Annotated in this window: 19 protein-coding genes and 2 tRNA genes; 8 read left to right on the top strand and 13 right to left on the bottom strand. The window is 65.4% G+C overall.

Annotated elements, in window-relative coordinates; all coding sequences use genetic code 11:
• Positions 1–3,561: an indolepyruvate ferredoxin oxidoreductase family protein gene (locus tag KT882_RS13195; RefSeq protein ID WP_407682039.1), complete on the bottom strand. Its 3,561-nt coding sequence runs from the start codon at positions 3,559–3,561 to the stop codon at positions 1–3.
• A gap of 126 nt (positions 3,562–3,687) precedes the next feature.
• On the opposite strand from KT882_RS13195, the gene KT882_RS13190 reads away from it, so the two are divergent.
• Both KT882_RS13190 and KT882_RS13185 read left to right on the top strand, forming a co-directional pair.
• The gene (locus KT882_RS13190; RefSeq protein WP_161072081.1) at positions 3,688–4,155 is read left to right on the top strand and encodes an Lrp/AsnC family transcriptional regulator; all 468 of its coding nucleotides are present in this window, start codon (positions 3,688–3,690) and stop codon (positions 4,153–4,155) included.
• Between the two features lie 79 nt (positions 4,156–4,234).
• Positions 4,235–5,854 (top strand): DUF4955 domain-containing protein, encoded by a 1,620-nt coding sequence (locus KT882_RS13185; RefSeq protein WP_161072082.1) that lies wholly within the window; start codon positions 4,235–4,237, stop codon positions 5,852–5,854.
• Positions 5,855–5,862: 8 nt separating this feature from the next.
• On the opposite strand, the gene KT882_RS13180 is transcribed toward KT882_RS13185, so the two are convergent.
• The 3 genes from KT882_RS13180 to KT882_RS13170 all read right to left on the bottom strand — a co-directional run bounded on the left by KT882_RS13180 (position 5,863) and on the right by KT882_RS13170 (position 8,397).
• Positions 5,863–6,309 carry an acyl-CoA thioesterase gene (locus KT882_RS13180; RefSeq protein WP_228896091.1) on the bottom strand — a complete coding sequence of 149 codons (447 nt, stop codon included), beginning with the start codon at positions 6,307–6,309 and terminating at the stop codon, positions 5,863–5,865.
• A 19-nt stretch (positions 6,310–6,328) separates the two neighbouring features.
• Positions 6,329–7,456, bottom strand: a complete 1,128-nt coding sequence (locus KT882_RS13175) for an acyltransferase family protein (RefSeq protein WP_161072084.1) — start codon at positions 7,454–7,456, stop codon at positions 6,329–6,331.
• 119 nt (positions 7,457–7,575) lie between these two features.
• On the bottom strand, positions 7,576–8,397 hold the full coding sequence (locus tag KT882_RS13170) for an IclR family transcriptional regulator domain-containing protein (RefSeq protein ID WP_161072085.1): 822 nt from the start codon (positions 8,395–8,397) through the stop codon (positions 7,576–7,578).
• A 174-nt stretch (positions 8,398–8,571) separates the two neighbouring features.
• On the opposite strand from KT882_RS13170, the gene KT882_RS13165 reads away from it, so the two are divergent.
• Genes KT882_RS13165 through pcaF form a run of 3 tightly spaced genes read left to right on the top strand, consistent with a single transcriptional unit; the run spans position 8,572 to position 11,092 of the window.
• Complete coding sequence (locus KT882_RS13165; RefSeq protein ID WP_107870255.1) at positions 8,572–9,237, top strand: 3-oxoacid CoA-transferase subunit A; 666 nt, start codon at positions 8,572–8,574, stop codon at positions 9,235–9,237.
• Entirely contained in the window at positions 9,237–9,878 is a 642-nt protein-coding gene (locus KT882_RS13160; protein ID WP_228896624.1) for a CoA transferase subunit B, read from the top strand. The genes KT882_RS13165 and KT882_RS13160 overlap by 1 nt, the downstream gene beginning before the upstream one ends.
• An 11-nt stretch (positions 9,879–9,889) precedes the next feature.
• Positions 9,890–11,092, top strand: coding sequence for a 3-oxoadipyl-CoA thiolase (pcaF, locus tag KT882_RS13155; protein ID WP_161072086.1), 1,203 nt, complete (start codon positions 9,890–9,892; stop codon positions 11,090–11,092).
• A gap of 164 nt (positions 11,093–11,256) precedes the next feature.
• Here the strand turns inward: pcaF and KT882_RS13150 are convergent.
• The 9 genes from KT882_RS13150 to cysS all read right to left on the bottom strand — a co-directional run bounded on the left by KT882_RS13150 (position 11,257) and on the right by cysS (position 22,585).
• Positions 11,257–11,349: transfer RNA gene (locus KT882_RS13150), tRNA-Ser, on the bottom strand.
• A gap of 86 nt (positions 11,350–11,435) precedes the next feature.
• Positions 11,436–15,335, bottom strand: coding sequence for a beta-galactosidase (locus KT882_RS13145; protein WP_228896089.1), 3,900 nt, complete (start codon positions 15,333–15,335; stop codon positions 11,436–11,438).
• A gap of 256 nt (positions 15,336–15,591) precedes the next feature.
• Positions 15,592–16,032, bottom strand: coding sequence for a KGG domain-containing protein (locus tag KT882_RS13140; protein ID WP_228896087.1), 441 nt, complete (start codon positions 16,030–16,032; stop codon positions 15,592–15,594).
• Positions 16,033–16,376: 344 nt separating this feature from the next.
• Positions 16,377–16,469, bottom strand: a tRNA-Ser gene (locus tag KT882_RS13135).
• Between the two features lie 110 nt (positions 16,470–16,579).
• Positions 16,580–17,827 carry an aspartate kinase gene (locus KT882_RS13130; RefSeq protein WP_161072088.1) on the bottom strand — a complete coding sequence of 416 codons (1,248 nt, stop codon included), beginning with the start codon at positions 17,825–17,827 and terminating at the stop codon, positions 16,580–16,582.
• Between the two features lie 142 nt (positions 17,828–17,969).
• Positions 17,970–19,358, bottom strand: coding sequence for a tRNA lysidine(34) synthetase TilS (tilS, locus tag KT882_RS13125; RefSeq protein ID WP_161072089.1), 1,389 nt, complete (start codon positions 19,356–19,358; stop codon positions 17,970–17,972).
• Positions 19,359–19,475: 117 nt separating this feature from the next.
• On the bottom strand, positions 19,476–20,450 hold the full coding sequence (locus KT882_RS13120; RefSeq protein ID WP_161072090.1) for an acetyl-CoA carboxylase carboxyltransferase subunit alpha: 975 nt from the start codon (positions 20,448–20,450) through the stop codon (positions 19,476–19,478).
• A gap of 69 nt (positions 20,451–20,519) precedes the next feature.
• Entirely contained in the window at positions 20,520–21,179 is a 660-nt protein-coding gene (locus KT882_RS13115) for a DNA-3-methyladenine glycosylase family protein (RefSeq protein ID WP_161072091.1), read from the bottom strand.
• Positions 21,179–22,585, bottom strand: coding sequence for a cysteine--tRNA ligase (gene cysS / locus KT882_RS13110; RefSeq protein ID WP_228896086.1), 1,407 nt, complete (start codon positions 22,583–22,585; stop codon positions 21,179–21,181). Before cysS ends, KT882_RS13115 begins: the two co-directional genes overlap by 1 nt.
• A gap of 240 nt (positions 22,586–22,825) precedes the next feature.
• Between cysS and KT882_RS13105 the strand changes: the two genes are divergently transcribed.
• The 3 genes from KT882_RS13105 to KT882_RS13095 all read left to right on the top strand — a co-directional run bounded on the left by KT882_RS13105 (position 22,826) and on the right by KT882_RS13095 (position 24,788).
• Positions 22,826–23,440, top strand: coding sequence for a peptidylprolyl isomerase (locus tag KT882_RS13105; protein ID WP_187358671.1), 615 nt, complete (start codon positions 22,826–22,828; stop codon positions 23,438–23,440).
• A 74-nt stretch (positions 23,441–23,514) separates the two neighbouring features.
• Entirely contained in the window at positions 23,515–24,006 is a 492-nt protein-coding gene (locus KT882_RS13100) for a peptidylprolyl isomerase (RefSeq protein ID WP_161072093.1), read from the top strand.
• A 14-nt stretch (positions 24,007–24,020) separates the two neighbouring features.
• Positions 24,021–24,788, top strand: a complete 768-nt coding sequence (locus KT882_RS13095; protein WP_228896084.1) for a UDP-2,3-diacylglucosamine diphosphatase — start codon at positions 24,021–24,023, stop codon at positions 24,786–24,788.
• Positions 24,789–24,837: the final 49 nt, after the last annotated feature.

Here is a 24,837-nt window from a genome sequence, read left to right as displayed (position 1 = left end):
CTACATCGACGACAGCCTCGCGCGCTGAAGTTCGGTGGCTTCGGTGGCTTGAGGTGCCAACAACGCCGCCTGAAGCGGCGGCCAGGCATCATCCACCTGATCCATCGCGGCCAGCTTGACGTGGCCGTAGCCGCGCACTTGCTCCGGCAGCTGCGCCAGTTTGAGCGCGGCGGCTTTATTGTGCGGCGTGAGGCTGGCGGCGAGGTCGCGGGTGAAGGCCAGGTAGCGGTCGCGCAGGGCGCGCTCGCGGCGGCGCTCTTGCGTGTAGCCGAAGATGTCCAGCGGCGTGCCGCGCAGGCCTTTCAGGCGCGCCAGGCCGCCGAAGCCTTTCATCATCCAGCCGCCGAAGGCCATCTTGGCCGGCACGTCCGAACCCGGCTTTTTGCGCGCCAGCAGCGGCGGCGCGAGATGGAAGCCCAGCTTGTAGTCCCCTTCGAATTGCGCTGCGATCTGCTCGCGGAAAGCGGGGTCGGCGTGCAGGCGCGCCACTTCGTATTCGTCCTTGTAGGCCATCAGCTTGAACAGGTTGCGCGCCACGGACTTGCTCAGCACGCGCTTGGAGCCGTCGCCTTCCAGCGCGATTTCTTTGCGCTCGACGGCGGCCACTGCGTCGGCGTACACGCCGGCGTAGGCGGCGTTCTGGTACTTGGTCAGCCATTCGACGCGGAAGGCCACCAGCTCGGGCAGCGATTTGGGCGCGGCGAACTGAATCACCTTCTCCTGCGGCTGCGCAAGGCGCGCCAGCGCGTCCTGGTCGGCTGCGGCCAGGCGGCCCAGCATGAAGGCGCGCTTGTTCATGTCGATGGCGACGCCGTTCAGTTCAATCGCGCGCATCAGCGCTTCCAGGCCGGCGGGCACCAGGCCTTTTTGCCACGCGTAGCCCATCAGCAGGATGTTGCCGCCGATGGGGTCGCCCAGGAAGCGCGCGGCGATTTCCTGCGCGTCCAGTTGCAGCACGCGGTCTGCGCCTGCGGCCGAGGCGAGCTTCTCCAGCAGGCCGTCCTTGTTGATGGAGGCGTCGCGGTCGCGGGTGAATTCGGCTGTCGGGATCTCGCGCTCGTTGGCCACCACTTGCGTATGCCCGCGCCGCATGACGGACAGGCTGTCGGGCATGGCCGCCACCACTAGGTCGCAAGCAAACACGGCGTCCGCCTGCTGCAGGTCGATGCGCACCTGGTTCAGCGCCGACGGCGACGCGGCCACGCGCACGTGCGACAGCACCGCGCCGCCCTTCTGCGCAAAGCCCATGAAGTCCAGCGTGGAGGCGCCCTTGCCTTCCAGGTGCGCGGCCATGGTGATCAGCGCGCCCACGGTCACGATGCCGGTGCCGCCCACGCCCGCCACCAGTATCTCGAACGGCTTGGCCAGGGCATGCGGCGTGGGAGCTGGATAGCGGCCCAGCGCCTGCTCCAGGTCCGACAGCGTCAAGGCCACGCTGGCGGGCTTGCGCAGCGTGCCGCCCAGTACCGACACGAAGCTCGGGCAGAAGCCTTCCACGCAGGAGTAGTCCTTGTTGCAGGACGACTGTTCGATCTGGCGCTTGCGCCCCAGCTCCGTTTCCAGCGGCAGGATGGACAGGCAGTTGGACTGCACGCCGCAGTCGCCGCAGCCTTCGCACACGGCGGGGTTGATCACCATGCGGCGCGCCGGATCGGGGAACACCACCTTGTCCGGCTTGTTCTTCTTGCGGCGGCGGCGCTTTTCGGCCGCGCAGGTCTGGTCGTACACCAGCACCGTCACGCCCGCGATCTCGCGCAGCATGCGCTGCATGGCGTCCAGTTCACTGCGGTGGTGCACCGTCACGCCCGCAGGCAGCGTCACGCCGTTGTAGTTCTCCGGCTGGTCGGTGACCACCACCACTTTCTTCGCGCCCTCGCTCACCACCTGCTGCACGATCTGCGGCACGGACAGCGTGCCGTCCACCGGCTGGCCGCCGGTCATGGCCACCGCGTCGTTGTACAGGATTTTGTAGGTGATGTTGGTGCGCGCAGCAATCGCCTGCCGGATGGCCAGCGAGCCCGAATGGTAATAAGTGCCATCGCCCAGGTTCTGGAACACGTGCTTCTCGCCGACGAAGCGCGAGGAGCCCACCCAGCTGATGCCCTCGCCGCCCATCTGCGCCAGGTAGTTGGTGTCGCGCTTCATCCACGTTGCCATGAAGTGGCAGCCAATGCCGGCCATGGCGCGGCTGCCTTCCGGCACGCGGGTGGAGGTGTTGTGCGGGCAGCCGGAGCAGAAATACGGCGTGCGCTTGACGCCGTCGGCACTGTTGGACAGCAGCTCGGCGGCGCAGAAGTCCGGCAGCATGCGCTGCAGGTCCAGCGCCGGGTAACGCGGCGCCAGCCATTGCACCAGCGCGGGAGCGATGCGCGACGGACGCAGCTCTCCCAGCGCGGACAGCAAGGAGTGGCCGTGCTGGTCGGTCTTGCCGATAACGGCAGGCCGTTCGGACTGCGGCAGGTTGTAGAACAAATTCTTCACCTGCTGCTCGATCACGGCGCCCTTCTCTTCCACCACCAGGATCTCCTGCAGGCCTTCCGCAAACGCGGCCAGGCGCGTGCGCTCGAGCGGATAGGTCAGGCCCGGCTTATACAGGCGCACGCCCATCTCTTCCAGGCGGCTCAAAGGCAGGCCAAGGCGCTCCAGCGCTTCCAGCAAATCAAGGTAAGCCTTGCCGGCGCTGATGATGCCGATGGCGGCGCCCGGCGCAGGCACCACCAGGCGGTCGATGGAATTGGCGCGGGCGAAGGCCTGCACCGCTTCCAGCTTGGCTTCCACGCGCACTTCCAGCGCCAGTCCGGGCAGATCAGGCCAGCGGTTGTGCAGGCCGTCCGGCGGCGCGGTGTAGCCGGTGGGCGCCACGTATTGCGGCAACTGTGGCAGGTCCACCACCGCGCCGCCCTCCACGGTTTCGGAGATGGCCTTGAAGCCGGACCACGCGCCCGAGTAGCGCGACAGCGCCCAGCCGTACAAGCCGTATTCGAGATATTCCTGGATGTTTGCCGGGTTAATCACCGGCATGCCCCAGGCGATCAGCGCCTGCTCGCTCTGGTGCGGCATGGACGAGGACACGCAGCCGTGGTCGTCGCCCAGGATCACCAGCACGCCGCCGCGCGGCGAGGAGCCGTAGACGTGGCCGTGCTTGAGCGCGTCGCCCGCGCGGTCCACGCCCGGGCCTTTGCCGTACCACATGGCGAACACGCCGTCGACCTTGCGGGTGGGATCGGCTTCCACCTGCTGCGAGCCGAGTACCGCCGTCGCGCCCAGCTCCTCGTTAATCGCAGGCAGGAACTGCACGTTGTGCTTTTCCAGCAGCGCGGATGCGCGCCACAGTTCCTGGTCCACCGCGCCCAGCGGCGAGCCGCGGTAGCCGCTGACGAAGCCGCCCGTGTTCAGGCCTTGCGCCTCGTCGGCAGTCTTCTGCATGCACAGCAGGCGCACCAAGGCCTGGGTGCCGGTCAGGAACACCCGGCCCTGGCTGCGGGTCAGGTTGTCGGACAGGGCGTAGTCGGGATCGGCCAGCGTAGGCAGGAGGGACTGCGGCAAGGTCATCGAATTCATGGGCGGGCGTCTCGGATTGGGAACTTATAGTGCGGAAATGATATCGCGCTCCTGGCGAAATATTTCTTCTATTTGTTCGGATGGAGGCAATAGAATGGTTTTTTCTTTCGCAAAACCGCACAAAACATGAAAAACGATTCTCTGGATGCCGCTTCCGTCAAAATCCTGTCGGAATTGCAAAAGAACGGCAGGATCTCATCCAACGAACTGGCCGAGAAGATAGGCATGTCGGCCAGCCCATGCTGGCGCCGCCAGAAGGAGCTGGAGGACAACGGCTACATCATCCGCTACACCGCGCTGGTGGACCGGCGCAAGCTGGGGTTGTCGGTGGTGTGCATGGCGCACATTACGCTGGCGCGGCACGAGGAAGGCGTGGTGAAAAATTTCGAGGAAGCCATGCGTTTGCGGCCGGAAGTGGTGGAATGCTACGAGACCACCGGCAACGCGGACTACCTGGTCAAGATCGTGGTGGCGGACATGGACGGCTACCACGACTTCCTGCACAACGTGCTGGTGAAGCTGAACGGCGTGTCGCAGGTCAACACCAGCGTGGCGCTGCGCGAAGTGAAGTACGAGACCGCGCTGCCGCTGTAAGCAACGCTTCAGGGCGCCTTGGCTTGCTTTTCCAGGGGAGGACTGGTAACGTTCACACACCCTCTCTTTACGGCCAGCCATGAAAAACGCCCTCCTCTGTCTCCTTACACTTTGTGCATCCTCCGCATGGGCTGAAAAGCCCGGCGCCTGGCAGGCTTTCCAGGGCGAAGATGTCGCGCAGCGCCCCTTCATCGATTTCTCCTGGGCCGGCGCCCGTTACGGCGAGCAGGAAATTGCGCCGGTGAACACGGCGATCTTCAAGGTGGCCGACTACGGCGCGATCCCGGGCGACGCGCTGGACGATACCGACGCGATCCAGCGCGCCATCGACGCGGCCAGCGCGGCGCATGGCGGGATCGTGCAGTTCGAGGCTGGAACCTATCTGCTCAACAGCGGACCGGCGCCCAGGCGCCTGATCGTGTCCGCCAGCGACGTGGTGCTGCGCGGCGCCCAGCAAGGACAGACGCATTTCAAGATGGTCAATGCACTGGCTCCGGCCAACCCGGCGCAGTTGTGGGCCGCGCCGGCCCTCGTGACCTTCACGCCGGGCAAAGTTCAGCCGGGTCCGGCGTCGCCCCTGGCAGCGCCGGCGCGCATGGGCGACACGCGCATCGTGCTGTCCGCCCCCGCCGGCTTCAAACAGGGTGATTTCGTCCGTATCGAGATGCAAAGCACGGCCGCGAACGCCAGCTATCTCGAAGGCAAGCCCACGCGCCGGATCTGGAGCAAGATCAACAGCCAGGGCGTCAAGGTATTGGAAATGCACGAGGTGGCAAGCGTCGACGGCGCGGTCCTGCACCTCAAGACGCCGTTGACGACGTCCATCGATCCCCGTCTGCCGTGGACCGCAAGCAAGGCCACGGTGCTGCGCAATGTCGGCTTCGAAGGCATACGGCTCGAGGGCAGCTTTACCGAGCGTTTCGTTCATCACAAGAATGCCTATCACGACTCCGGTTTCTGCGGCGTCGAACTGGATCAAACCGTCCACTCCTGGGTGCGCGGCAATCAGTTCGAGAACGTGACGCAGCCGGCAGTCATCCACGCCGGGGCGGCCAACACGATAATGCTGAACACCATTGCCGGCAATAGCGGCCACCTCAGCTTTGCCGCCACGTTTTCCACCTACAGCCTGATCGGACTGAACCTTGATGTCACGGCGGAGGGCCAGTGGCACGGGGTCGGCGCCTCGCACCAGTCCGCCGGCTCGGTCTTCTGGCGGAATATAGCGCCGGCCTCGCGCGGCATCGATTCCCACGCCAACTTCCCGCGCCACACGCTGTTTGATGCGATTGAGAGCCGTGGCATGTGGGGTTCGGGCGGCAATTATGCCGATCTGCCCAACCATCTGGCGGGGCTGGTTATCTGGAATTTCCACCAGACCGGGCAGCTGGAACGTGGCGAGAGCCGCATCCTGGACCTGTGGAGTCTGCCTGACTCGGACGCGAAGCAGTACGGTCCATACACGGCGGTCAATCCGGTTCTGGTCGGCTATGTCGGGCCGTATTCCGATGTGAACAGCGCGAACATGCGGCTGGTGGAAAGCATGGGCCGCCACGTCGCGCCCGAATCGCTCTACGAGGCGATGCTGGAGAAGCGGCTAGGCCGGCTCCCGGCCTGGCTGTTGTCCGCCAAGCGAGAATGGGCGGCGCTGCTCAAGGCCAGGCTGGGCCGGGACAACCCGGCGCTTGGCGGGCAGTAAGCCAGCCGCTAGGGCGCGTCCGCCTGGCCCACCATGGCGGGCAGATAGATGGCGCTGAACTCGGGCGGGAAGCGGCGCGCGCGGCCGGCGCTGATGTCCACGCAGATCAGTTCCCAGCGGCCGCGCAGCACGGTGGCCTGGTCGCTGTTGCGTATCAGCTGGAAGCGGCGCTCCATGGTCATCTTGCCGTCGCTGGCGGTAAGCCAGGTGCCCAGGGTGAGCGGCTCGCCCAGGCGCGTGGCCTGCAGGTAGTCGTAGGAGGCGCTGCGGATGGCCATGGCGCGGTCGAGGCGGTGGTAGTCGGCCAGCGCCAGCCCCAGGGCTTCCGAATGGGACCAGCCTATCGCCTCGCACCAGCGCACGTAGACGGCGTTGTTGGTGTGCTGCAGGCCGTCGATGTCCTGCTCCTGCGGCTGCAGCGGTAAGGTGTAGGCTTGCGGATAGTCCCAGGGCACGGATGCTTTCCTCTTTCAGTTAGGCCGGTACTGGGCGCGCGCCGAGATGCTGCACCGCCAGTGTAACCACGCGGCCCAGCGGCACTTCCACCCAGCGGTGGAACACGGCGCCCGCCGCCAGGCTTCCGCTCCACGCGATCAGCATGCCCGCTGCCTGCCAGTAAGGTTCGGCCGGCGCGTAGCGGGTGAAGGCCGCGTTCACGATCAGGCAGACCGGAAAGTGTATCAGGAATACCGAGTACGACGTCCGCGCCAGCGCGTTGACCGCCTGCCATGCGCGGCCGGCGTCTGCTGCCAGCCTGGCGCGGCCGAAGGCGAACAGCACGCAGGCCACGGCCAGCGCCACGGCGATGCGGATGCGGAAGTCCAGCACCAGCGCGGCCAGCGTAGGCAGCACGAGGACGGCCAGCAGCAGGGCCACCGCGCCGGGTTTGCGCCTGGCGTCGCTGGCCCACCAGGCCAGCACGCCGAGGCCGTAGCTGCCGAAGAAGTACGGCGCCCAGTTGTCCCAGCTGCTGTCCAGGTTGAAATGCAGCAGCGAGCTGCTGACGGCGGCGAGCATCACGGCGGGCATCAACCATGGGCGCTGGCCGCCGCCGGCCAGGCGGCCGGCCAGCCACAGCATCAGCACCATGGCGGCGTAGAGCTGGAAGTCGATGGCCACATACCAGGCGCCGGCCGACAGGGCTTCGTAACCGAGCACGCCGTGCAGCAGCAAGGCGTGCGCGCCGAGCTGGCCGAAAGTGGGCGGCGCGGAAATGGAGTCGTGCGTCATCCAGGCGCCGGCCACCACGTTGGCGCCGGCGGCCAGCAGTGTGGCGGCCAGGAAGGGCGGCGCCAGCTTTGCGTAGCGGCGCCAGATGGTGTTCAGCGGCGCGGCCACGCCGGGGCGGCCGGAAGGCGACAGCGATTTGGCGGCCAGGAAGCCGCCTGCCACGAGGAAGACCTGCACGGCGATGCGCGCGTGGTCGGTGAGCCAGGCCATCAGTTCAGGCGCCAGCGCACTCACGTGGCCGGACATGGGGCCGTAGAAGGCCAGGTGGTGCAGCACAATCAGCTGCGCCGCGCCGGCTTTCAACAGGTTGATCAGGCCGAATTGTGCGGGGGCCGTGCCCGCACTCCCCTGGCGTGCTGCTACTGCATTCATTACCATCCCTTGCTTGCGTTTGTTTTCCTACAATGCTTCTACACGCAAGACAAGCTGGCGGTAATATTGCGGACCGGGCGGTATGATAGCCGAACTTGGGCGAGGCGGTCGTCTGATTGCTACGGCAGCAGCACCGACAGCTCGCCGGCGCCCTCCCGCAGCACCGGCAAGAATGTCTCGATCATCCGGGCCGCGCTGACACGGCTGGCCTGCACGCCCACGTTCAGCGCCGCCAGCACATTGCCCGACGCGCCGCGCACCGGCACCGCCAGCGAGCGCAGGCCCTCCTCCAGTTCCTGGTCGTTCAGCGCGTAGCCCGCGACGCGCACTTCATCAAGTATGGTGCGCAGCCGCGCGGCCGACACCACGGTCTTGTCCGTATAGGCCTTCAGCTTCACGCGCGCCAGGTAGGCGTCCAGTTCCTCCGGCGCCAGCTGCGCCAGCATCACCCTGCCCAGCGAGGTGCAATACGCCGGCAGCCGGCTGCCGGTGTTGAGCGACACAGACATGATGCGCGACGTGGCCGAACGCGCCACGTACAGGATCTCGTCCTCCTGCAGCACCGCCAGCGAGCACGATTCATTCAGCGTGCGGCTGATGCGGTTCAGATAAGGCGCGGTCGATACCGTCAGCGGCGTGGAGGACAAATAGGAGTAGCCCAGCGTCAGCACCTTGGACTGCAGCGTGAACTGGTTGCCGTCCGCCTCCGCGTAGCCCAGCGCGCACAGGGTATGCAGGCAGCGCCGCACTGCGGCGCGCGAGATGCCGGTGCGGTGGCTGATCTGGGCAATGGTCAGGCTGCGGCGCTGGTCGCTGAAGGCGCGCAGCACAGACAGGCCGCGCGCCAGCGACGTCATGAAATCGGGACTGGTCAGCGCATCGATTTCCTCGGCCTCGCTCACGCGTTCCGGCGCTTCCAGGCTGGCGGGGGTTTTAGGCATGCAGGCGCGCTCCGTGAAAAGTCGTTCGATTACCGCACAGCTTCGTTTCCAGCCGGTTGCCCGGTAAATCAGGGCTGGATACACTGAACTGGTAGCAAATTCGGCCAATTGTTCGATTATCGCACACAGGCCTGGACCCAACAAGCGCGGCGCTCCGCCGCTGGAAAGCATATCGTGATCAACAAAATCTCTCCCTCGCTGCAGGCCGCGGTGGCCGACATCGGCGACGGCGCCACGGTGATGATAGGCGGCTTCGGCAACGCCGGCATGCCCTCGGCGCTGATCGACGCGCTGATCGAACAAGGCGCGCGCGAACTCACCATCGTCAACAACAACGCCGGCAACGGCGACACCGGCCTGGCCGCCCTGCTGGCCGCAGGCCGCGTGCGCAAGATCATCTGCTCCTTCCCGCGCCAGGCCGACTCGCACCATTTCGACGCCCTGTACCGCGCCGGCAAGGTGGAACTGGAACTGACCCCGCAAGGCAACCTGGCCGAGCGCATCCGCGCCGCCGGCGCCGGCATCGGCGGCTTCTTCTCCCCCACCGGCTACGGCACCCTGCTGGCCGAGGGCAAGGAAACCCGCGAAATCAACGGCCGCATGTACGTGCTGGAGTCGCCCATCCATGCCGACTTCGCGCTCATCAAGGCGCTGCGCGGCGACCGCTGGGGCAACCTGGTGTACCGCAAGGCGGCCCGCAATTTCGGCCCCATCATGGCCATGGCGGCCAAGACCACCATCGCCCAGGTGCGCGACGTGGTGGCGCTGGGCGAACTCGATCCCGAAGTGATCATCACGCCCGGCATTTTCGTCCAGCGCGTGGTAAAGGAGGCAGCATGATGAACCGTTACAGCCGCGACCAGATCGCCGCCCGCGTGGCGCAGGACATTCCCGAAGGCGCTTACGTCAACCTGGGCATCGGCCTGCCGACCAAGGTGGCCAACTACCTGCCCGCCGAGCGCGAAGTATTCCTGCATAGCGAGAACGGCCTGCTGGGCATGGGGCCCGCACCCGCCGAGGGCGAGGAAGACGAAGACCTGATCAACGCCGGCAAGCAGCCGGTGACCCTGCTGACCGGCGGCGCCTACTTCCACCACGGCGATTCGTTCGCCATGATGCGCGGCGGGCACCTCGACATCTGCGTGCTGGGCGCGTTCCAGGTGGCGGCCAATGGCGACCTGGCCAACTGGCACACCGGCGCGCCGGATGCGATCCCCGCCGTCGGCGGCGCGATGGACCTGGCGATAGGCGCCAAGCAGGTGTTCGTGATGATGGACCACCAGACCAAGACCGGCGAGAGCAAGATCGTGGCGCAATGCAGCTACCCGCTCACCGGCGTGGGCTGCGTGAACCGCATCTACACCGACCTGGCGGTGCTGGACGTGACCCCGCAGGGCCTGCGCGTGCTGGAAATGGCGCCCGGCCTGAGCTTTGAAGAACTGCAGGCAGCAACGGCCGCGCCGCTGCTGCAAGGCGAATGAAGGAGACAAGCATGAACGATGCATACATCTGCGACGCGGTGCGCACCCCGATAGGCCGCTACGGCGGCGCGCTGAAGGACGTGCGCGCCGACGACCTGGGCGCCATCCCCCTGCGCGAACTGATGCGCCGCCACCCGGACCTGCCCTGGGACCTGGTGGACGATGTGATCTACGGCTGCGCCAACCAGGCCGGCGAGGACAATCGCAACGTGGCGCGCATGTCCTCGCTGCTGGCCGGCCTGCCGGTTGAAGTGCCCGGCACCACCGTCAACCGCCTGTGCGGCTCGGGCATGGACGCCGTGGGCACGGCGGCGCGCGCCATCCAGTCCGGCGCTGCGTCCCTGATGATCGCCGGCGGCGTGGAGTCGATGACGCGCGCGCCCTTCGTCATGGGCAAGGCGGATACGGCCTTCAGCCGCAACGCGTCGCTGCAGGACACGACCATGGGCTGGCGCTTTATCAACAAGGCGCTGAAGGAAGCCTACGGCGTGGAGACCATGCCGGAGACGGCGGAGAACGTGGCGCAGGACTACGGCATCAGCCGCGCGGACCAGGATGCGTTTGCGCTGGCGAGCCAGAACAAGACGGCGGTGGCCATCGCCGAGGGCATTTTCGAGCGCGAGATTGTGCCGGTGACGCTGCCGCAAAAGAAAGGCGATCCGATCGTCTTCAGCCAGGACGAGCACCCGCGCGCCACCACGCCGGAAGCGCTGGCGAAGCTGAAAGGCGTGGTGCGGCCGGATGGCAGTGTCACGGCAGGCAATGCGTCGGGCATCAATGACGGCGCCTGCGCGCTGCTGCTGGCGAGCGCGGAAGCGGCGCGGGAGCACGGCCTGAAGCCGCTGGCCCGCGTGGTGGGCATGGCCACCGCCGGCGTGGCGCCGCGCGTGATGGGCATCGGGCCGGTGCCTGCGGTGCGCAAGCTGCTGCGACAGACCGGACTGACGCTGGAGCAGATGGATTTGATCGAGCTGAATGAGGCGTTTGCTGCGCAGGGGCTGGCGGTGCTGCGCGAGCTGGGCTTGCGCGATGATGATACGCGCGTGAATCCGAACGGCGGCGCGATTGCGCTGGGCCACCCGCTGGGGATGAGCGGGGCGAGGCTGGTGACGACGGCTACTTACCAGCTGCATCGTACTGGCGGCAGGTATGCGCTGTGTACCATGTGTATTGGAGTGGGACAGGGAATTGCCATCCTGATTGAGCGGGTGTGATGCGTGCGTCGCGCGCCCACGGCGCGCGGGGCTGCGCGCGGAGCGCGCAGCAGATGGGCGATTCGGAGAGGGCTGGGCCGGTAGGCCCAGCCCTTCGAATCCCACCGGCTCCGTCCGAACAAATAAAAACGGGCTCCCGCAGGGGAGCCCGTTTTTATTTGTTCTGGCGGAGACGGTGGGATTCGAACCCACGATACAGGTATAAGCCGTATGCATCCTTAGCAGGGATGTGCCTTCGGCCACTCGGCCACGTCTCCTAGCTGATTACTCAACTATTGCCTTCCCTTCCACGTTGCCGCTTCAGTTCGGACGAGCGTTATAGTACTGGCCCGCCGCGATTTGGTCAAGGCCGCGCGCCGGGCATTATTTCAAGCGGCACGCCGCCGCGCGCGGTGCGCAGGTTGACCAGCTTGACCGGCTCCAGCGCGTTCTCCGCCTTGCCGTCCGTGGTCACGGCCAGCGCAACGGTGTTCTGCCCGTTCGGGTTCAGTATCCCCGGCGGGATGATGAAAGTGCGCTGCGGACCGACGTTGGCGGCAAACTGCCCCATATTCCAGCCGTTGACGAAGATCAGCGCGCGGTTGCTGCGCTCCGAACGCGGCTTGCCGGCGTCGCCAAAGGCCAGGCCCAGCTGCACGTCATGCCCTTTCGGCAGGTCCAGCGCGAAGCTGGTGCGCAGCCAGTAGGTGCCGGCCGCCGGCGGCGCGTCCGTAGGCTGCGCCGCTTGCCAGCCGTCCTGCTTGCCCGGCAGATGCCAGCCCTGGCGCTCGCCGTACAGGCCGCCGTTGTTGAGCGGGCCGCGCACCGTGTCGGGATTCGCTTCCCCGCCCTGGTTGCCCTGGATGCGCCACGCGATAGGCACGGCGAAGCGGTTGCCGCCGCGCGAGGTCAGCGAGGCCGAGATCAGGCCGCGCGCTTCGCGGTGGTAGTCGTCCGCCATCAGGTTCCAGTTGTGCGAGTTGTTGCGCACCATGACGGAAATGACGTGCTCGCCCGGCTTCAGGTCCGCGAAAGAGAACTTCACGCTGTCGGTGGTTTCGGGAAAGGAGCGGCCCGTGTCCATCTCGTCCTGGCCGAGGAATTTGCCATCGACCCAGACCTGGATCAGGCCTGCCCCGCCGGCGCCGTAGAACAGCTCCAGTTGGTTGGCTTTGGTCGCGCCCACCTTGACGCGGCCGCGATACCACACGTCGCCGTGATGGAAGCCGTAGTCGCTCATGCTCAGCGTGGGCTGGCCGCGTTCCGGCATGGTCCAGGTCTGCGCGGCGGAGGCGCGGCTGTCGGCCTTCACCCACTGGCTGTCGTCGAAACCGGGCTGCGCTTCCGGGCTGTCCATGCGGCGCGTCCACTTCTGCGCGGCCAGGCTCGGCAAGGAGACAGTCTCCGGACCGCGCACGGCGCTGGTCTTGATGCTGCCGTCCGGCTGCGCGCTCACGCTCAGCGCCACGCCGTTGAACGTAACGGCCGACGCGTCCGCGCCCCAGATTTCCAGCGCGCTATCTTTAGTGGTATCGCCCTCCAGCGCCAGCTTGCCGCCGTCCAGCTTGGCCGAGCGCACCAGCGCCGGGGTCAGTTCCAGCATCACGCCATGCGGCGTGTCCTGGCGCCACATATTGAAGCTGGTTTTCTCGTCCGCCAGCAACAGCAGCATGGGTGCGCGCCCGCCGCCGCTGATGCGCACGCGCGCCAGGCCGTCATGCATGTATGACAGTTTGAGGTCGCCCTTGGCGGCGTCGAACACGGAGCCAACCTGGCCGGACAGCACCTCGACCTTGGGTGCGGACGCGTAGCGCAGCACGGTCTCGCCCGCTTCCTTGTCGCGGCCATGCAGCAGCACGATGTCGCGCTCGCCATTGCGGAAGTGGGTCTGGATTTCGGAATTCGAGTACACCAGGTGCTGGCGTTCCATGGCGTAGGAAGCCAGCAGCAGCTTGCCGTCCTGGCCGTTGATGCGCACCGGGATCTGGTAGCTGCCGTCCTTGGTGGCCAGCTCGAAGCTGGCGCTGTCGTCCGTCAGCGCGTCCGATGGACTGTGCACGGCGAACAGGACATGCGTGCCCGATTTCGGATTGACGTTGTGGTAGACCTTGAGCTTGGCGTTGCTGGTCTTCAGCTCCGGCCCCTTGTCCATCTCGGCCAGCGCCTGCTCCGCCGCCTGCACGAACATGCCCTGCTGCTTGAGCGCATAGGCTTTCTCGCGCAGGCCGCGGTCCTCGGAAATGGCCGCGCCGTAGTCGTAGGACGTGTACACCACCGGCCCGGCCAGCCAGCCCCAGGAGGTGCCGCCGAAGGTCATGTAGATGTTGTGGATGGTGATGCGGTTGATCAGGTTGGTGCCGTAGAACACGCGCTGGTAGCCCTTGCCCTGGCGCTGCGCGGTGCAATCGTAGGTGCCGTTCGAGCCCCAGTAGTCGAACCAGCCGCCGCCCAGTTCTGCGGCGAAGCCCGGCGTCTTGGGCGAGGTCAGCGCGCCGGACTTGGGACCGGGCTTGCCGTGCATGCCCCAGTCGGGCGCCTTGTTGGGGCCGGACGGATCCGCGAAGACATTGCAGGTGCCGCCCGGGTAGCCGTCGAAGGCATACAGCTCGGTCGGGCCGGAATTGGCCCACGGCGCAGTGGAGCCCTTCGGCGCCCAGTCCGGCAGGCGGCCTGCCGCGTTGTGGAAGAACGGCACGGTGATGCCGTCGGCGCGCGCCTTCTGCGCCAGGTGCTCCATGTGCCGCACATGCTTGGGCTCGACCTTGCCCAGCTCGTTTTCCAGCTGGTAGGCGACCACATTGCCGCCGCCCGTGGTGGCCTGGTGGCGCGCGATGATGGCGTTAATCTGCGTCATCCACTCGTCGGTGGCGGCGGTGTAGACCGGATCGTCGGTGCGCGCCTCGGCGCGGTTGCGGAACATCCAGCCGGGGTAGCCGCCGCCGGTCAGCTCGGCGTTCACGTAAGGACCGGTGCGGGCGATGATGTACATGCCCTCTTCCTCGGCAATCTGCAGCGCGCGCTCGACGTTGCGCACGCTGGAGAAGTCGTACACGCCCTGCTCCGGCGAGTGGTAGCCCCAGTCGAAGTAAAACGCCACGCCGTTGAAGCCGGACGCCTTCATCTTCTGGATCACGTCGCGCCACAGCGAAGGATTGGGCAGTCGGAAGGGATGGACTTCGCCCGACCATACCACCACGCGCTTGCCGTCCACCATCAGCGAATGCTCGTCCCAGCTGATCTGCTTGGGCTGGCCTTTGGGCTTGGTGGCCTGGGCATAGGCTTGCGCATCCTCGGCCAGCACGGTGAAGTGGCGCGCCACGGTGGAGACGCCGCCGACTTCCTTCTTCGGCGTCCAGCTGGCGAAATTGTCCTGGCTGTCCGAGTACCAGGAGCGCTTGCTGGCGCTGTCGCCGAAGTAGATGCGCCAGCCGCCGCCCGGCAGCTTGACCAGCGCCGGGGCTTCCTTGCCCGCGCCCCAGCCGGCCCAGTCGCCTTTGTTCTGCACCGCCCACGGCCCCGCGAGGGAGCCTGCGGTGGCCAGTTCGATAAAGCCGCTTTGCTGGTTGCGCGCGAAGGCGGCGTAGCCCTCGCCGCTTGCGACCACGAAGGTGTCCGCATAGCCTTGCAGGCCTTGCAGTGGCTTGGGTGCGGACCACTGGCTGAAGTCGGCGTTCGGCTCCACGATATAGGTGCTGAACGCGCCCTTGGCGCCATCCTTGGACAGCGACACGGCCACCTTCAGGCTGCCGTCCTTGTCGCGCACCCACTCCGGCGCAGAGACGCTGCTCACGCCCGGCAGCGCAATGCCCGCCTCGCGCATGGGCTCCCAGTTTTTCAGATCCCGCGAACGCGTAATGCCGAAGGCCGCGCCATCCTGGCCGCTGGTGTAGACGACGTAGTAGTAGCCGTCCGTATGGCGGACGATGGACGGATCGCGCAGCAGGCGCTGCGGCGCCGTGTAGGTCTCGGAGGCGAGCGTGGCGAAGCTGGCGCCGTCCGGCGACGAGAACACGCTGAGGCTGTTCTGCGAGCCCGCCGTAAAGCTGGACATCAGGTAGACCTGCTGGTTCTGTCCGGCGCTGGCCTTGCTCTTGGCCTCGGCAGCCTTCAGCGCCGCGTCGGACGCCTGCGGTATGCCCAGCTCCTGCGCCATGCCGGGGCCGGCCAGCGTACCGCAGGCGACGGCAACGGCGGCGGCGAGCCTGCCGAGATAAGGGACACGCGGCTGGGTGGCGCGGCGGCGGGCTTTGTTCGTCTGGACCAAGGTTGACTCCTACTTTTATTATCGGGACGTTCGCCCGACATCCTAATGCGCGCAGCAGCGCGGCAGGCGTCAACAATGTGATTGTTTGGGAAGCGGAATTAATCTCGGCAAGCGAGGGGAAAGCCCGCGTCCGGACTGTGGACGCGGGAAGTGCGGAAGTGGCCCCTGCAGCACGTGAAATTCGGCACTACGGGCCAGGATGCAAGGCCGGGCTGCGCGCCAGGCTGGCGGTGCGCAGGCGGGCTAGGCCAGCGGCTCAGGTCCGGTCGTTCTTGTGGCTTTGGCGGCCGGCCTCGGCATGCTGCTCGGGCGTGCCGCCGCGCGTGCCCGTGCTGCCCTGGCTGCTGCCCTGCGTGCTGCCCTTGCTGCCGCTGCGGCTGCCGCTGGACTCGTCCTCGTCGCTGCCGCTGCGGGAACCGCTACGGCTGCCGCTTTGCTGGTTGCCGTCGTTCTTGTGGCTCATGCTGCCGGCTTTGCGCGCTTCTTCCGAGGTGAACTCGTGCGCAGTGCCTGCGGCGTGCGCGGCACGGCCGCCTTCGGCCGCGATTTCACGCTGGCGGTCCGGGTCCATGGAGGCGAAGCCACGGTTGCTGGTGTCGCCGCTCTGGCTGCTTCCCTGGCTGCCGGACTGCTTGCTGCTGCTTTGATCGCTGCTTTGTTTGCTGCCTTGGTTGCTGCCTTGATTCGAGCTTGCCATGATGGTCTCCTGTTTGGAACGTTTGTGGAGTGATCATGGTAGGCGGCTGCGGGCATTTTCGCGTCGGCCACCGTAGGGTGCTTTTGTAGGATGTGACTGGCTTTGTTGGACCGGGATTTAATGCGGGGTGTGACTGGAATTACTCGACCGTTGGGTGGCGCTGCGCGTGCTTGTTAGATGACGCTTGCGTCGCGCGCCCTCGGCGCGCGGTGCTGCCGCGCAGCGGCAGCAGATGGGCGATTCGGAGAGGGTTTGCGCGGCACGCGCAAACCCTTCGAATCCCACCGTCTCCGTCCGAACAAATAAAAACGGGCTCCCGCAGGGGAGCCCGTTTTTATTTGTTCTGGCGGAGACGGTGGGATTCGAACCCACGATACAGGTATAAGCCGTATGCATCCTTAGCAGGGATGTGCCTTCGGCCACTCGGCCACGTCTCCTAGCTGATTACTCAACTATTTGCCTTCTCCTCTACGTTGCCGCTTCGGATCAGACGAGCGCTATATTAATGGCCCGCCCCTCGTTTGGTCAAGGAAACGGGCCATCTTTTTTACTCTTTTTCCAGTTCGAACGCTTTGTGCAGCGCGCGCACGGCCAGTTCCATGTACTTTTCGTCGATCAGCACCGAAATCTTGATCTCGGAAGTCGAAATCATCATGATGTTGATGTTTTCTTCGGACAAGGTGCGGAACATCTGCGAGGCTACGCCGACGTGCGAACGCATGCCTACGCCGACCACGGAGATCTTCGATACCTTGGCGTCGCCCACCAGGGTGCTGTAGCCGATTTCGGCTTTCTGGCCTTCGAGCACGTCGATGGCTTTCTGGTATTCGCCGCGCGAAACGGTGAAGGTGAAGTCGGTTTTGCCGTCCACGGACTGATTCTGGATGATCATGTCCACTTCGATATTGGCGTCGGCCACCGGGCCGAGGATGTGGTAGGCCACGCCCGGACGGTCTGGCACGCCCAGCACGGTGATTTTGGCTTCATCGCGGTTGAAGGCGATGCCGGAGATGACTGCTTGTTCCATGTTGGTGTCTTCCTCAAACGAAATCAGGGTGCCGGAGTTGGCTTCGGTCTCGAGATCCATCAGCGGATCGGTCAGCGACGACAGCACGCGCGTCGGCACGCGGTAGTTGCCCGCGAATTCCACGGAGCGCGTCTGCAGCACTTTCGAGCCCAGCGAGGCCAGTTCCAGCATTTCTTCGAACGTGATCGCCTTCAGGCGGCGCGCTTCCGAGACCACGCGCGGGTCGGTGGTGTAGACGCCGTCCACGTCGGTGTAGATCAGGCATTCGGCTGCCTTCAGCGCGGCGGCGATCGCCACGGCGGAGGTGTCCGAGCCGCCACGGCCCAGCGTGGCGATGTTGTCGTTGTCATCCACGCCCTGGAAGCCGGTGATGATGACGATCTTGCCGCCGTCGAGGTCTTTGCGCACGCGCACGTCGTCGATGGACTGGATGCGGGCCTTGGTGAAGGCGGAGTCGGTTTTAATCGCCACTTGCCAGCCGGCGTAGGACACCGCGTCCTTGCCGATCGCTTGCAGCGCCATCGACAGCAAGCCCACGGAGACCTGCTCGCCGGTGGAGGCAATCATGTCCAGTTCACGCGGGTCGGGCGGGTTTTGAATTTCCTTTGCCATCGCAATCAGACGGTTGGTCTCGCCGGACATGGCCGACGGCACTACAACGATCTGGTGTCCTGCGTCGTGCCATTTGGCGACGCGGCGCGCGACGTTCTTGATGCGGTCGGTCGATCCCATCGACGTTCCGCCATATTTGTGAACGATTAAAGCCATAACAGTGATGTTTCCGCTCGAAGATTGAAAAAAGGGAGGGCTTGTTACTCTACATGTTGCAGTGCGAAACGACAAGCCAAAAAAGTTATGACGTCATACAGTATTGGCATATGGACATACTAAATCGCCGCAGTACCGACTTTTATTTGGCTTCCCAGCGGAATACCACCCTTTCGCCTGCCCCCTGCCCTATTTGCTGGCAGTCCATGCCGATACCGGCGGCGAACAGCAATTGTGCGGGCGTTTTCACCACCGGCAGGCGGCCGCGCTCCCAGGCCGGGATGCCCAGCGTCTGGTAGTGGTATTTCAGGGCGCGCGTGGGGCGGTTGCCGGCGGGTTTCAGGCGCTCGCCGCCGCGGCGGAACTCGATGGTGAGGTACTGGCCACGCAGCCAGGCGCCGTCCAGGCCCGCTTCGGCCCGCTCGATGTGCAGCACGCCGCCGTAGTCCGGGAAGTCCAGCGAGGCTTCGCCGTTCCAGCGGAAGTCCTGGCCGGGGGTGTCGTCGAACTGGTCTTCGCGGGTGCCGGCGATCTCGGGCAGCTTGGGGATCAGGTGCAGGCGGTCGCGGTGGCGGCGCACGTCCACTTCGGGGTGCACCACCAGCATTTGCGTGTCGTGCCGCGCTTCCAGCAGCTGCACCAGCATTTCGGACAGCCAGGCGGTGGACGGCATGCTCAGGCCGCGCAGCGCGAACCAGTGGCGCAGCAGGTTGCAGGCGCGGTCTGTGCTCATTTCGCGCAGCTTGGCCACCTGCAGGCAGTCGCCGTCCAAGGCGGCGGCCAGGTCCTGCTCGGCCAGCTCGTTCAGCAGGCGCTGGGCGGACTGCGCGTGCTGCGCGCTGCGCGCGAAGCGCTCCTGGAAGCCGGGGAAGTACTGCGCCAGCGCGGGCATGACGGTGTGGCGCAGCGCGTTGCGGGCGTAGCGCGGGTCGTCGTTCGACTCGTCTTCGATGTGGCTGATGCCGTGTGCGGCGGCGTAGGCTTCCAACTGCTTGCGCGAGGCCGGCAGCAAGGGGCGCATCATGACCAGGTCCGGATTGGCCAGCAGCTCGGGCGCGGTGTTGGCCGCGTCCATGCCGGACAGGCCGGCGGTGCCGGAGCCGCGCAGCAGCTGCAACAGCACGGTTTCGGCCTGGTCGTCCTGGTGGTGGGCGGTGAGCAGCAGGTTCACGCCGTGTTCCGCGCACATGGCGCCCAGGGCGGCGTAGCGGGCCTTGCGCGCGGCCGCTTCGGTGCCGCTCTTGCGCACGTTTTCCAGCGTGATGCGGCGCGCTTCAAAGCTCACGCCCAGGGCGGCGCATTGCTGCTCGCAGTGCGCCAGCCAGGCGTCCGCGTTGGGGCTGATGCCGTGATGGACGTGGAAGGCGTACAGCGCAATGCCCTGCGCCGCCGCGTGCGCGTGGGCCAGGTGCAGCAGCGCCGAGGAATCAAGGCCGCCGCTCAGGGCGATGGCGATGCGGCCGCCGTGCCGGGCGGAGGCCAGCGCCTCGGTGTAGATGCTGGCGAGGGTGGCGGTTTGCTGCTTTTTCATGGGGACTCCGGATGACAAACGGGGACAGGCGCTGGCGCGGCTGTCCCCTTTTTTGAACCACAGGCGAAAAACCGGGGTCAGACCCGTTGGCTCCGACCCCGGCATTTTGCACTGGTTTTATTCTTGCGGCGTGGTTTCCTTGAACTTGCCGTAGCCCATCAGCTTCTCGTGGCGGGCGGCGATCAGGTCCTTGGTTTTGACGCCGTGGAACTGGCGCAGCGAGTCGGCCAGGGCGCGCTTGAGCATGGTGGCCATGGCTTTCGGGTCGCGGTGGGCGCCGCCCAGCGGCTCGGAGACGATCTTGTCGATCAGGCCGATGGCTTTCAGGCGGTGCGCGGTCAGGCCCAGGGCTTCGGCGGCGTCGGCCGCGCGTTCGCTGGTCTTCCACAGGATGGAGGCGCAGCCTTCCGGCGAGATCACCGAGTAGGTGGCGTATTGCAGCATCAGCACCTGGTCGCCCACGGCGATCGCCAGCGCGCCGCCGGAGCCGCCTTCGCCGATGATGGTGGCGATCAGCGGCACTTTCAGTTCCGCCATCACGTACAGGTTGTGGCCGATGGCTTCGGACTGGCCGCGCTCTTCGGCGTCGATGCCGGGGAACGCGCCCGGGGTGTCGACGAAGGTGAAGATGGGCAGGTTGAACTTCTCGGCCAGCTTCATCAGGCGCATGGCCTTGCGGTAGCCTTCCGGCTTGGGCATGCCGAAGTTGCGCATGGCGCGTTCTTTGGTGTCGCGGCCCTTCTGGTGGCCGATCACCATGCAAGCCTGGCCGTTGAAGCGCGCCAGGCCGCCGACGATGGACTGGTCGTCCGCATAGGTGCGGTCGCCGTGCAGTTCATGGAAGTCGGTGAAGATTTCGTTCACATAATCCATGGTGTATGGACGCTGCGGGTGGCGCGCGATCTGCGCCACTTGCCAGGGGGTCAGCTTGGCGTAGATGTCTTTGGTCAGCTGCTGGCTCTTCTTGGCCAGGCGGTCGATCTCCTCGGAGATGTCGACTGCCGAATCGTCTTGCACGAAACGCAGTTCTTCAATTTTGGAATCGAGTTCCGCAATCGGTTGCTCAAAATTGAGGAAAGTTGTCTTGGTCATTGTACCTCCGTGTTGTAACCCGGACGGCGGGCGGCCCGTGGGCCAGCCTCGCGCAGGGCGAATTTTTCGCTATTCTACCGGAACCGGGTCCAGACTACGCCATAAATACCAGGTGGCGACGGTCCGATAGGGTTCCCAGTTGGCCGAGACTTCGCGCGCATCGCTGCGGGAAACCGGCTCGCCGGAGAAGTAGTTCTGGCTGATGCCCTGGATCAGACCGGGGTCGTCCAGCGGCAAAACATTGGGACGGAGCAGATTAAATATCAAAAACATCTCCGCTGTCCAGCGGGTGATGCCGCGTATCTGCACCAGTTCGGCGATGACGGCTTCGTCATCCATCTGGTCCCACTGGCTGGCGTGGACCTTCTTGGTCTTGAAGTTGTCGGCCAGGTCCAGGATGTATTCGGTCTTGCGCTTGGACAGGCCGCAGGCGGACAGCTCCTCGGCGCCGGCCTTGAGCACGGCGGCCGGGGTGAATTTCGGGCAGGCCGCCAGCAGCTTCTGCCAGGCGGCAGCGGCGGCCTTGGGCGTGACCTGCTGCTTGACGATGGAGCGGGCCAGGGTCGTGAACGGGTCGTCGTGGCCGACCAGGTGCAGGTCGCCAAACTGCGGGATGAGCTTTTTCATGATGCGGTCGCGCTTCATGAGCTCCTGCTTGGCTTCTTCCCAGTACGGCGGCACTGCTACCGCTGGGGACTGCGCCCCCATCATGTCCGTGGCCTTCACCATTATGCGCGGCGCCAGTTGGTGCTGCCGTCAGGCTTGTCTTCGAGGACGATGCCTTCGGCCAGCAGCTCGGCGCGGATCTGGTCCGACAGCGCGAAGTCGCGCGCCTTCTTGGCGGCGGCGCGCGCGGCGATGCGCTGCTCGATGGCGGCGGCGTCGCCGCCGCTGGTCATGTCTATGCCCACGCCCGCCTGCAGGAAGGCCTGCGGCGCGCGTTCCAGCAGGCCCAGTACGGCGGCCAGTGCTTTCAGCTGGCGCGCCACGGCGGGCGATTTGGATTTATTCAGTTCCGTGGCCAGGTCGAACAGCACCGACACGGCCATGGGCGTGTTGAAGTCGTCGTCCATGGCTTCGGCGAAGCGCTTGGCGTTGGCTTCGGTCCAGTCCAGGGGCTGGCCGTCGCCCGCATCGGCTTGCACGCCGTCCAGCGCCGTGTACAAGCGCGTCAGCGCGCCCTTGGCGTCGTCCAGGTGGGCGTCCGAGTAGTTCAGCGGGCTGCGGTAGTGGGCGCGCAGGATGAAGAAGCGCACCACTTCGGCGTCGTACTTTTTCAGCACGTCGCGGATGGTGAAGAAGTTGCCCAGCGATTTGGACATCTTCTCGTTGTCCACGCGCACAAAGCCGTTGTGGATCCAGTAGTTGGCCAGCGCGTGGCCGTGCGCGCCTTCCGACTGCGCGATCTCGTTCTCGTGGTGCGGGAACTGCAGGTCCGCGCCGCCGCCGTGGATGTCGAACTGCTCGCCCAGCAGCGCCGAGCACATGGCCGAGCACTCGATATGCCAGCCCGGACGGCCCTTGCCCCACTTGGAGTCCCACTTCACTTCTTCCGGCTCGGATTCCTTGGAGGCTTTCCACAGCACGAAGTCCAGCGGATCGCGCTTGCCGGTGTTGACGTCCACGCGCTCGCCGGCGCGCAAGTCGTCCAGCGACTTGCCCGACAGCTTGCCGTAGCCTTCGAAATTGCGCACGGCGTAGTTCACGTCGCCGTCCTCGCCCTGATAGGCCAGGTCTTTCGCCTCCAGCTTTTCGATCAGCGCCAGCATCTGCGGCACGTATTCGGTGGCGCGCGGCACCAGCGTCGGCGGCTGGATGCCCAGCGCGGCGGTGTCCTCGTCCATGTACTTGGTGAAGCGCGAGGTGAGCTGGCCTATGGTCTCGCCGTTTTCAACCGCGCGCTTGATGATCTTGTCGTCGATGTCCGTGATGTTGCGGGCGTAGGTGACTTCGTAGCCGGATGCCTTCAGCCAGCGGTAGACCACGTCGAACGCCATCATCATGCGGCCGTGGCCGATGTGGCAGTAGTCGTAGATCGTCATGCCGCAAACATACATGCGGACCTTGCCCGCTTCCATCGGTACGAATGTTTGCTTGTCGCGTGCCAGCGTGTTGTAAATCTTTAAATTGCTCATCGGACTCTTGCGTTTTTGTTAAGTGCAAGCCAGCCGGACAATACGAGAACCGGGCGCGGGCACTTCTGGTGCCGCACCGGGCTCTCAAGCATTTCCGTGGAGACTGACCGACCCTCGGTATCTTGTTGTTCTAGTTTGCTAGAATGAAACGTCAACGCTTAGTATAGCATTGATAAAAACCGGACTGCCCCGATCTTGGACTGGTTTTAACAGAACATCCACAAAAAAAGGACCGACCCTATGCAAGACACCAAGACCCTGCTGGCAAAATTCATGAGCCTGTTCGCCGGCGTGGCCCTGTCCGGCGCCGTGGCCGCCGCGCCCGCCGCCCCCAACCTGACGCCCCAGGTCTCGCTGAAAACCACCGAAGGCGAGATCGTGCTGGAGCTGAACCAGGAAAAAGCGCCCAAGTCCGTGGCCAACTTCCTGTCCTACGTGAAAAGCGGCCATTACAAGGGCACCATCTTCCACCGCGTGATCGACGGCTTCATGATACAGGCCGGCGGCTACACCGTGGACCTGAAGGGCAAGCCGACCCGCCCGCCCGTGGTGAGCGAATCGCAGAACGGCCTGAAGAATGAAACCTATAGCGTGGCCATGGCCCGCACCGGCAACCCGAACTCGGCCACCGCCCAGTTCTTCATCAACGTGGTGGACAACACCGGCCTGGACTACCCCGGCCAGGACGGCTTCGGCTACACCGTGTTCGGCAAGGTGGTGAAGGGCCAGGAGGTGGTGGACAAGATCAAGGGCGTGCTGGTGGACGACAAGGGCATCTTCCAGAATATCCCGGTCAAACCCATCGTGATCACGTCCGCCACGGTACTGAAAACGCCGGTCGCCGCGACGCAGTAAAATAGCGCTTTGGCCGCGCCTGATGTATAGTCCCGGCCCTGTACAGAACACACATAACTACCTCAAGGAAAATCATGACCAAAATCGTCATCACCACCAACCTGGGCAAGATCACCGCTGAGCTGGATGCTGAAAAAGCGCCGAAAACGGTTGAGAACTTCCTGGCCTACATGAACGCCGGCCACTACAGCAACACCATCTTCCACCGCGTGATTGACGGTTTCATGATCCAGGGCGGCGGTTTCGAGCCAGGCATGAAGCAGAAGCCGGCCGACACCACCGTGGAAAACGAAGCCAAGAACGGCCTGAAAAACGAGCCCTACACCCTGGCCATGGCCCGCACCTCGGCGCCGCACTCGGCATCGGCCCAGTTCTTCATCAACGTGAAGAACAACTCCTTCCTGGACTACCCAGGCCAGGACGGCTGGGGCTACGCCGTGTTCGGTAAAGTGACCGAAGGCACCGAAGTCGTCGACGCGATGAAAAAAGTGAAAACCACCCGCAGCGGCATGTTCGCCGACGTGCCAGTGGAAGACATCATCATCGAGAAAGTCGAAGCTGTTTAATTAAGCACCACCCGATGCAGGCCGACGACACCAAGCGCATTCGCGCCCTTTTCATCTCCGACCTGCATCTGCAGCCGGCCCAGCCCGCCATCACGGCGGCCTTCCATGCCTTCATGGAACAGCAGGCGCCGGCTGCCGACGCCCTTTACCTGCTCGGCGACCTGTTCGAGTACTGGGCCGGCGACGACGACCTCGCCGAACCTTTCCATCGAGAAATTACCGCAGCCATCCGCCGTGTCAGCGATGCGGGTGTGGCCGTCTACTGGATAGCGGGCAACCGCGACTTCCTGGCGGGCGACGGCTTTGCCGCCGCTTCCGGCGCCACCATCCTGCCCGAGACCTGGGTGGCCGACATTGCCGGCCTGCGCGTGGTGCTGCTGCACGGCGACGCCCAGTGCACCGACGACGTGAAATACATGGAATTCCGCGCCCAGGTGCGCCAGCCCGCGTGGCAGCAGCAATTCCTGGCCATGCCGCTGGCGCAGCGCAAGGCCATCATCGCCGGCCTGCGCGACAACAGCCGCAAGGCCCACGGCGAGAAGTCCTACGAGATCATGGACGTGACGCCGCAGGCGATTGCGGACATCTTCGACCAGACCGGCGCCACCGTCATGATCCACGGCCATACGCACCGCCCTGCCCTGCACGATGTGGACGGCAAGCGCCGCTACGTGCTGCCCGACTGGGAGCCTGCGGCCACGCCGCCGCGCGGCGGCTGGATCGCCATCGGCGCCGATGGCGCCGTCACGCGCCACCAGCTGGATGGGGCCTTTATCGGCTGATGCCACCCGTTGCCTACTTTTTGTTACATGTTAGAACCAAGCCAGCGCG

Origin of the sequence: Pseudoduganella aquatica, assembly GCF_020865585.1 — a bacterium.
Taxonomy (GTDB): domain Bacteria; phylum Pseudomonadota; class Gammaproteobacteria; order Burkholderiales; family Burkholderiaceae_D; genus Rugamonas; species Rugamonas aquatica_A.
This window is presented reverse-complemented; position numbering and strand designations above follow the sequence as displayed.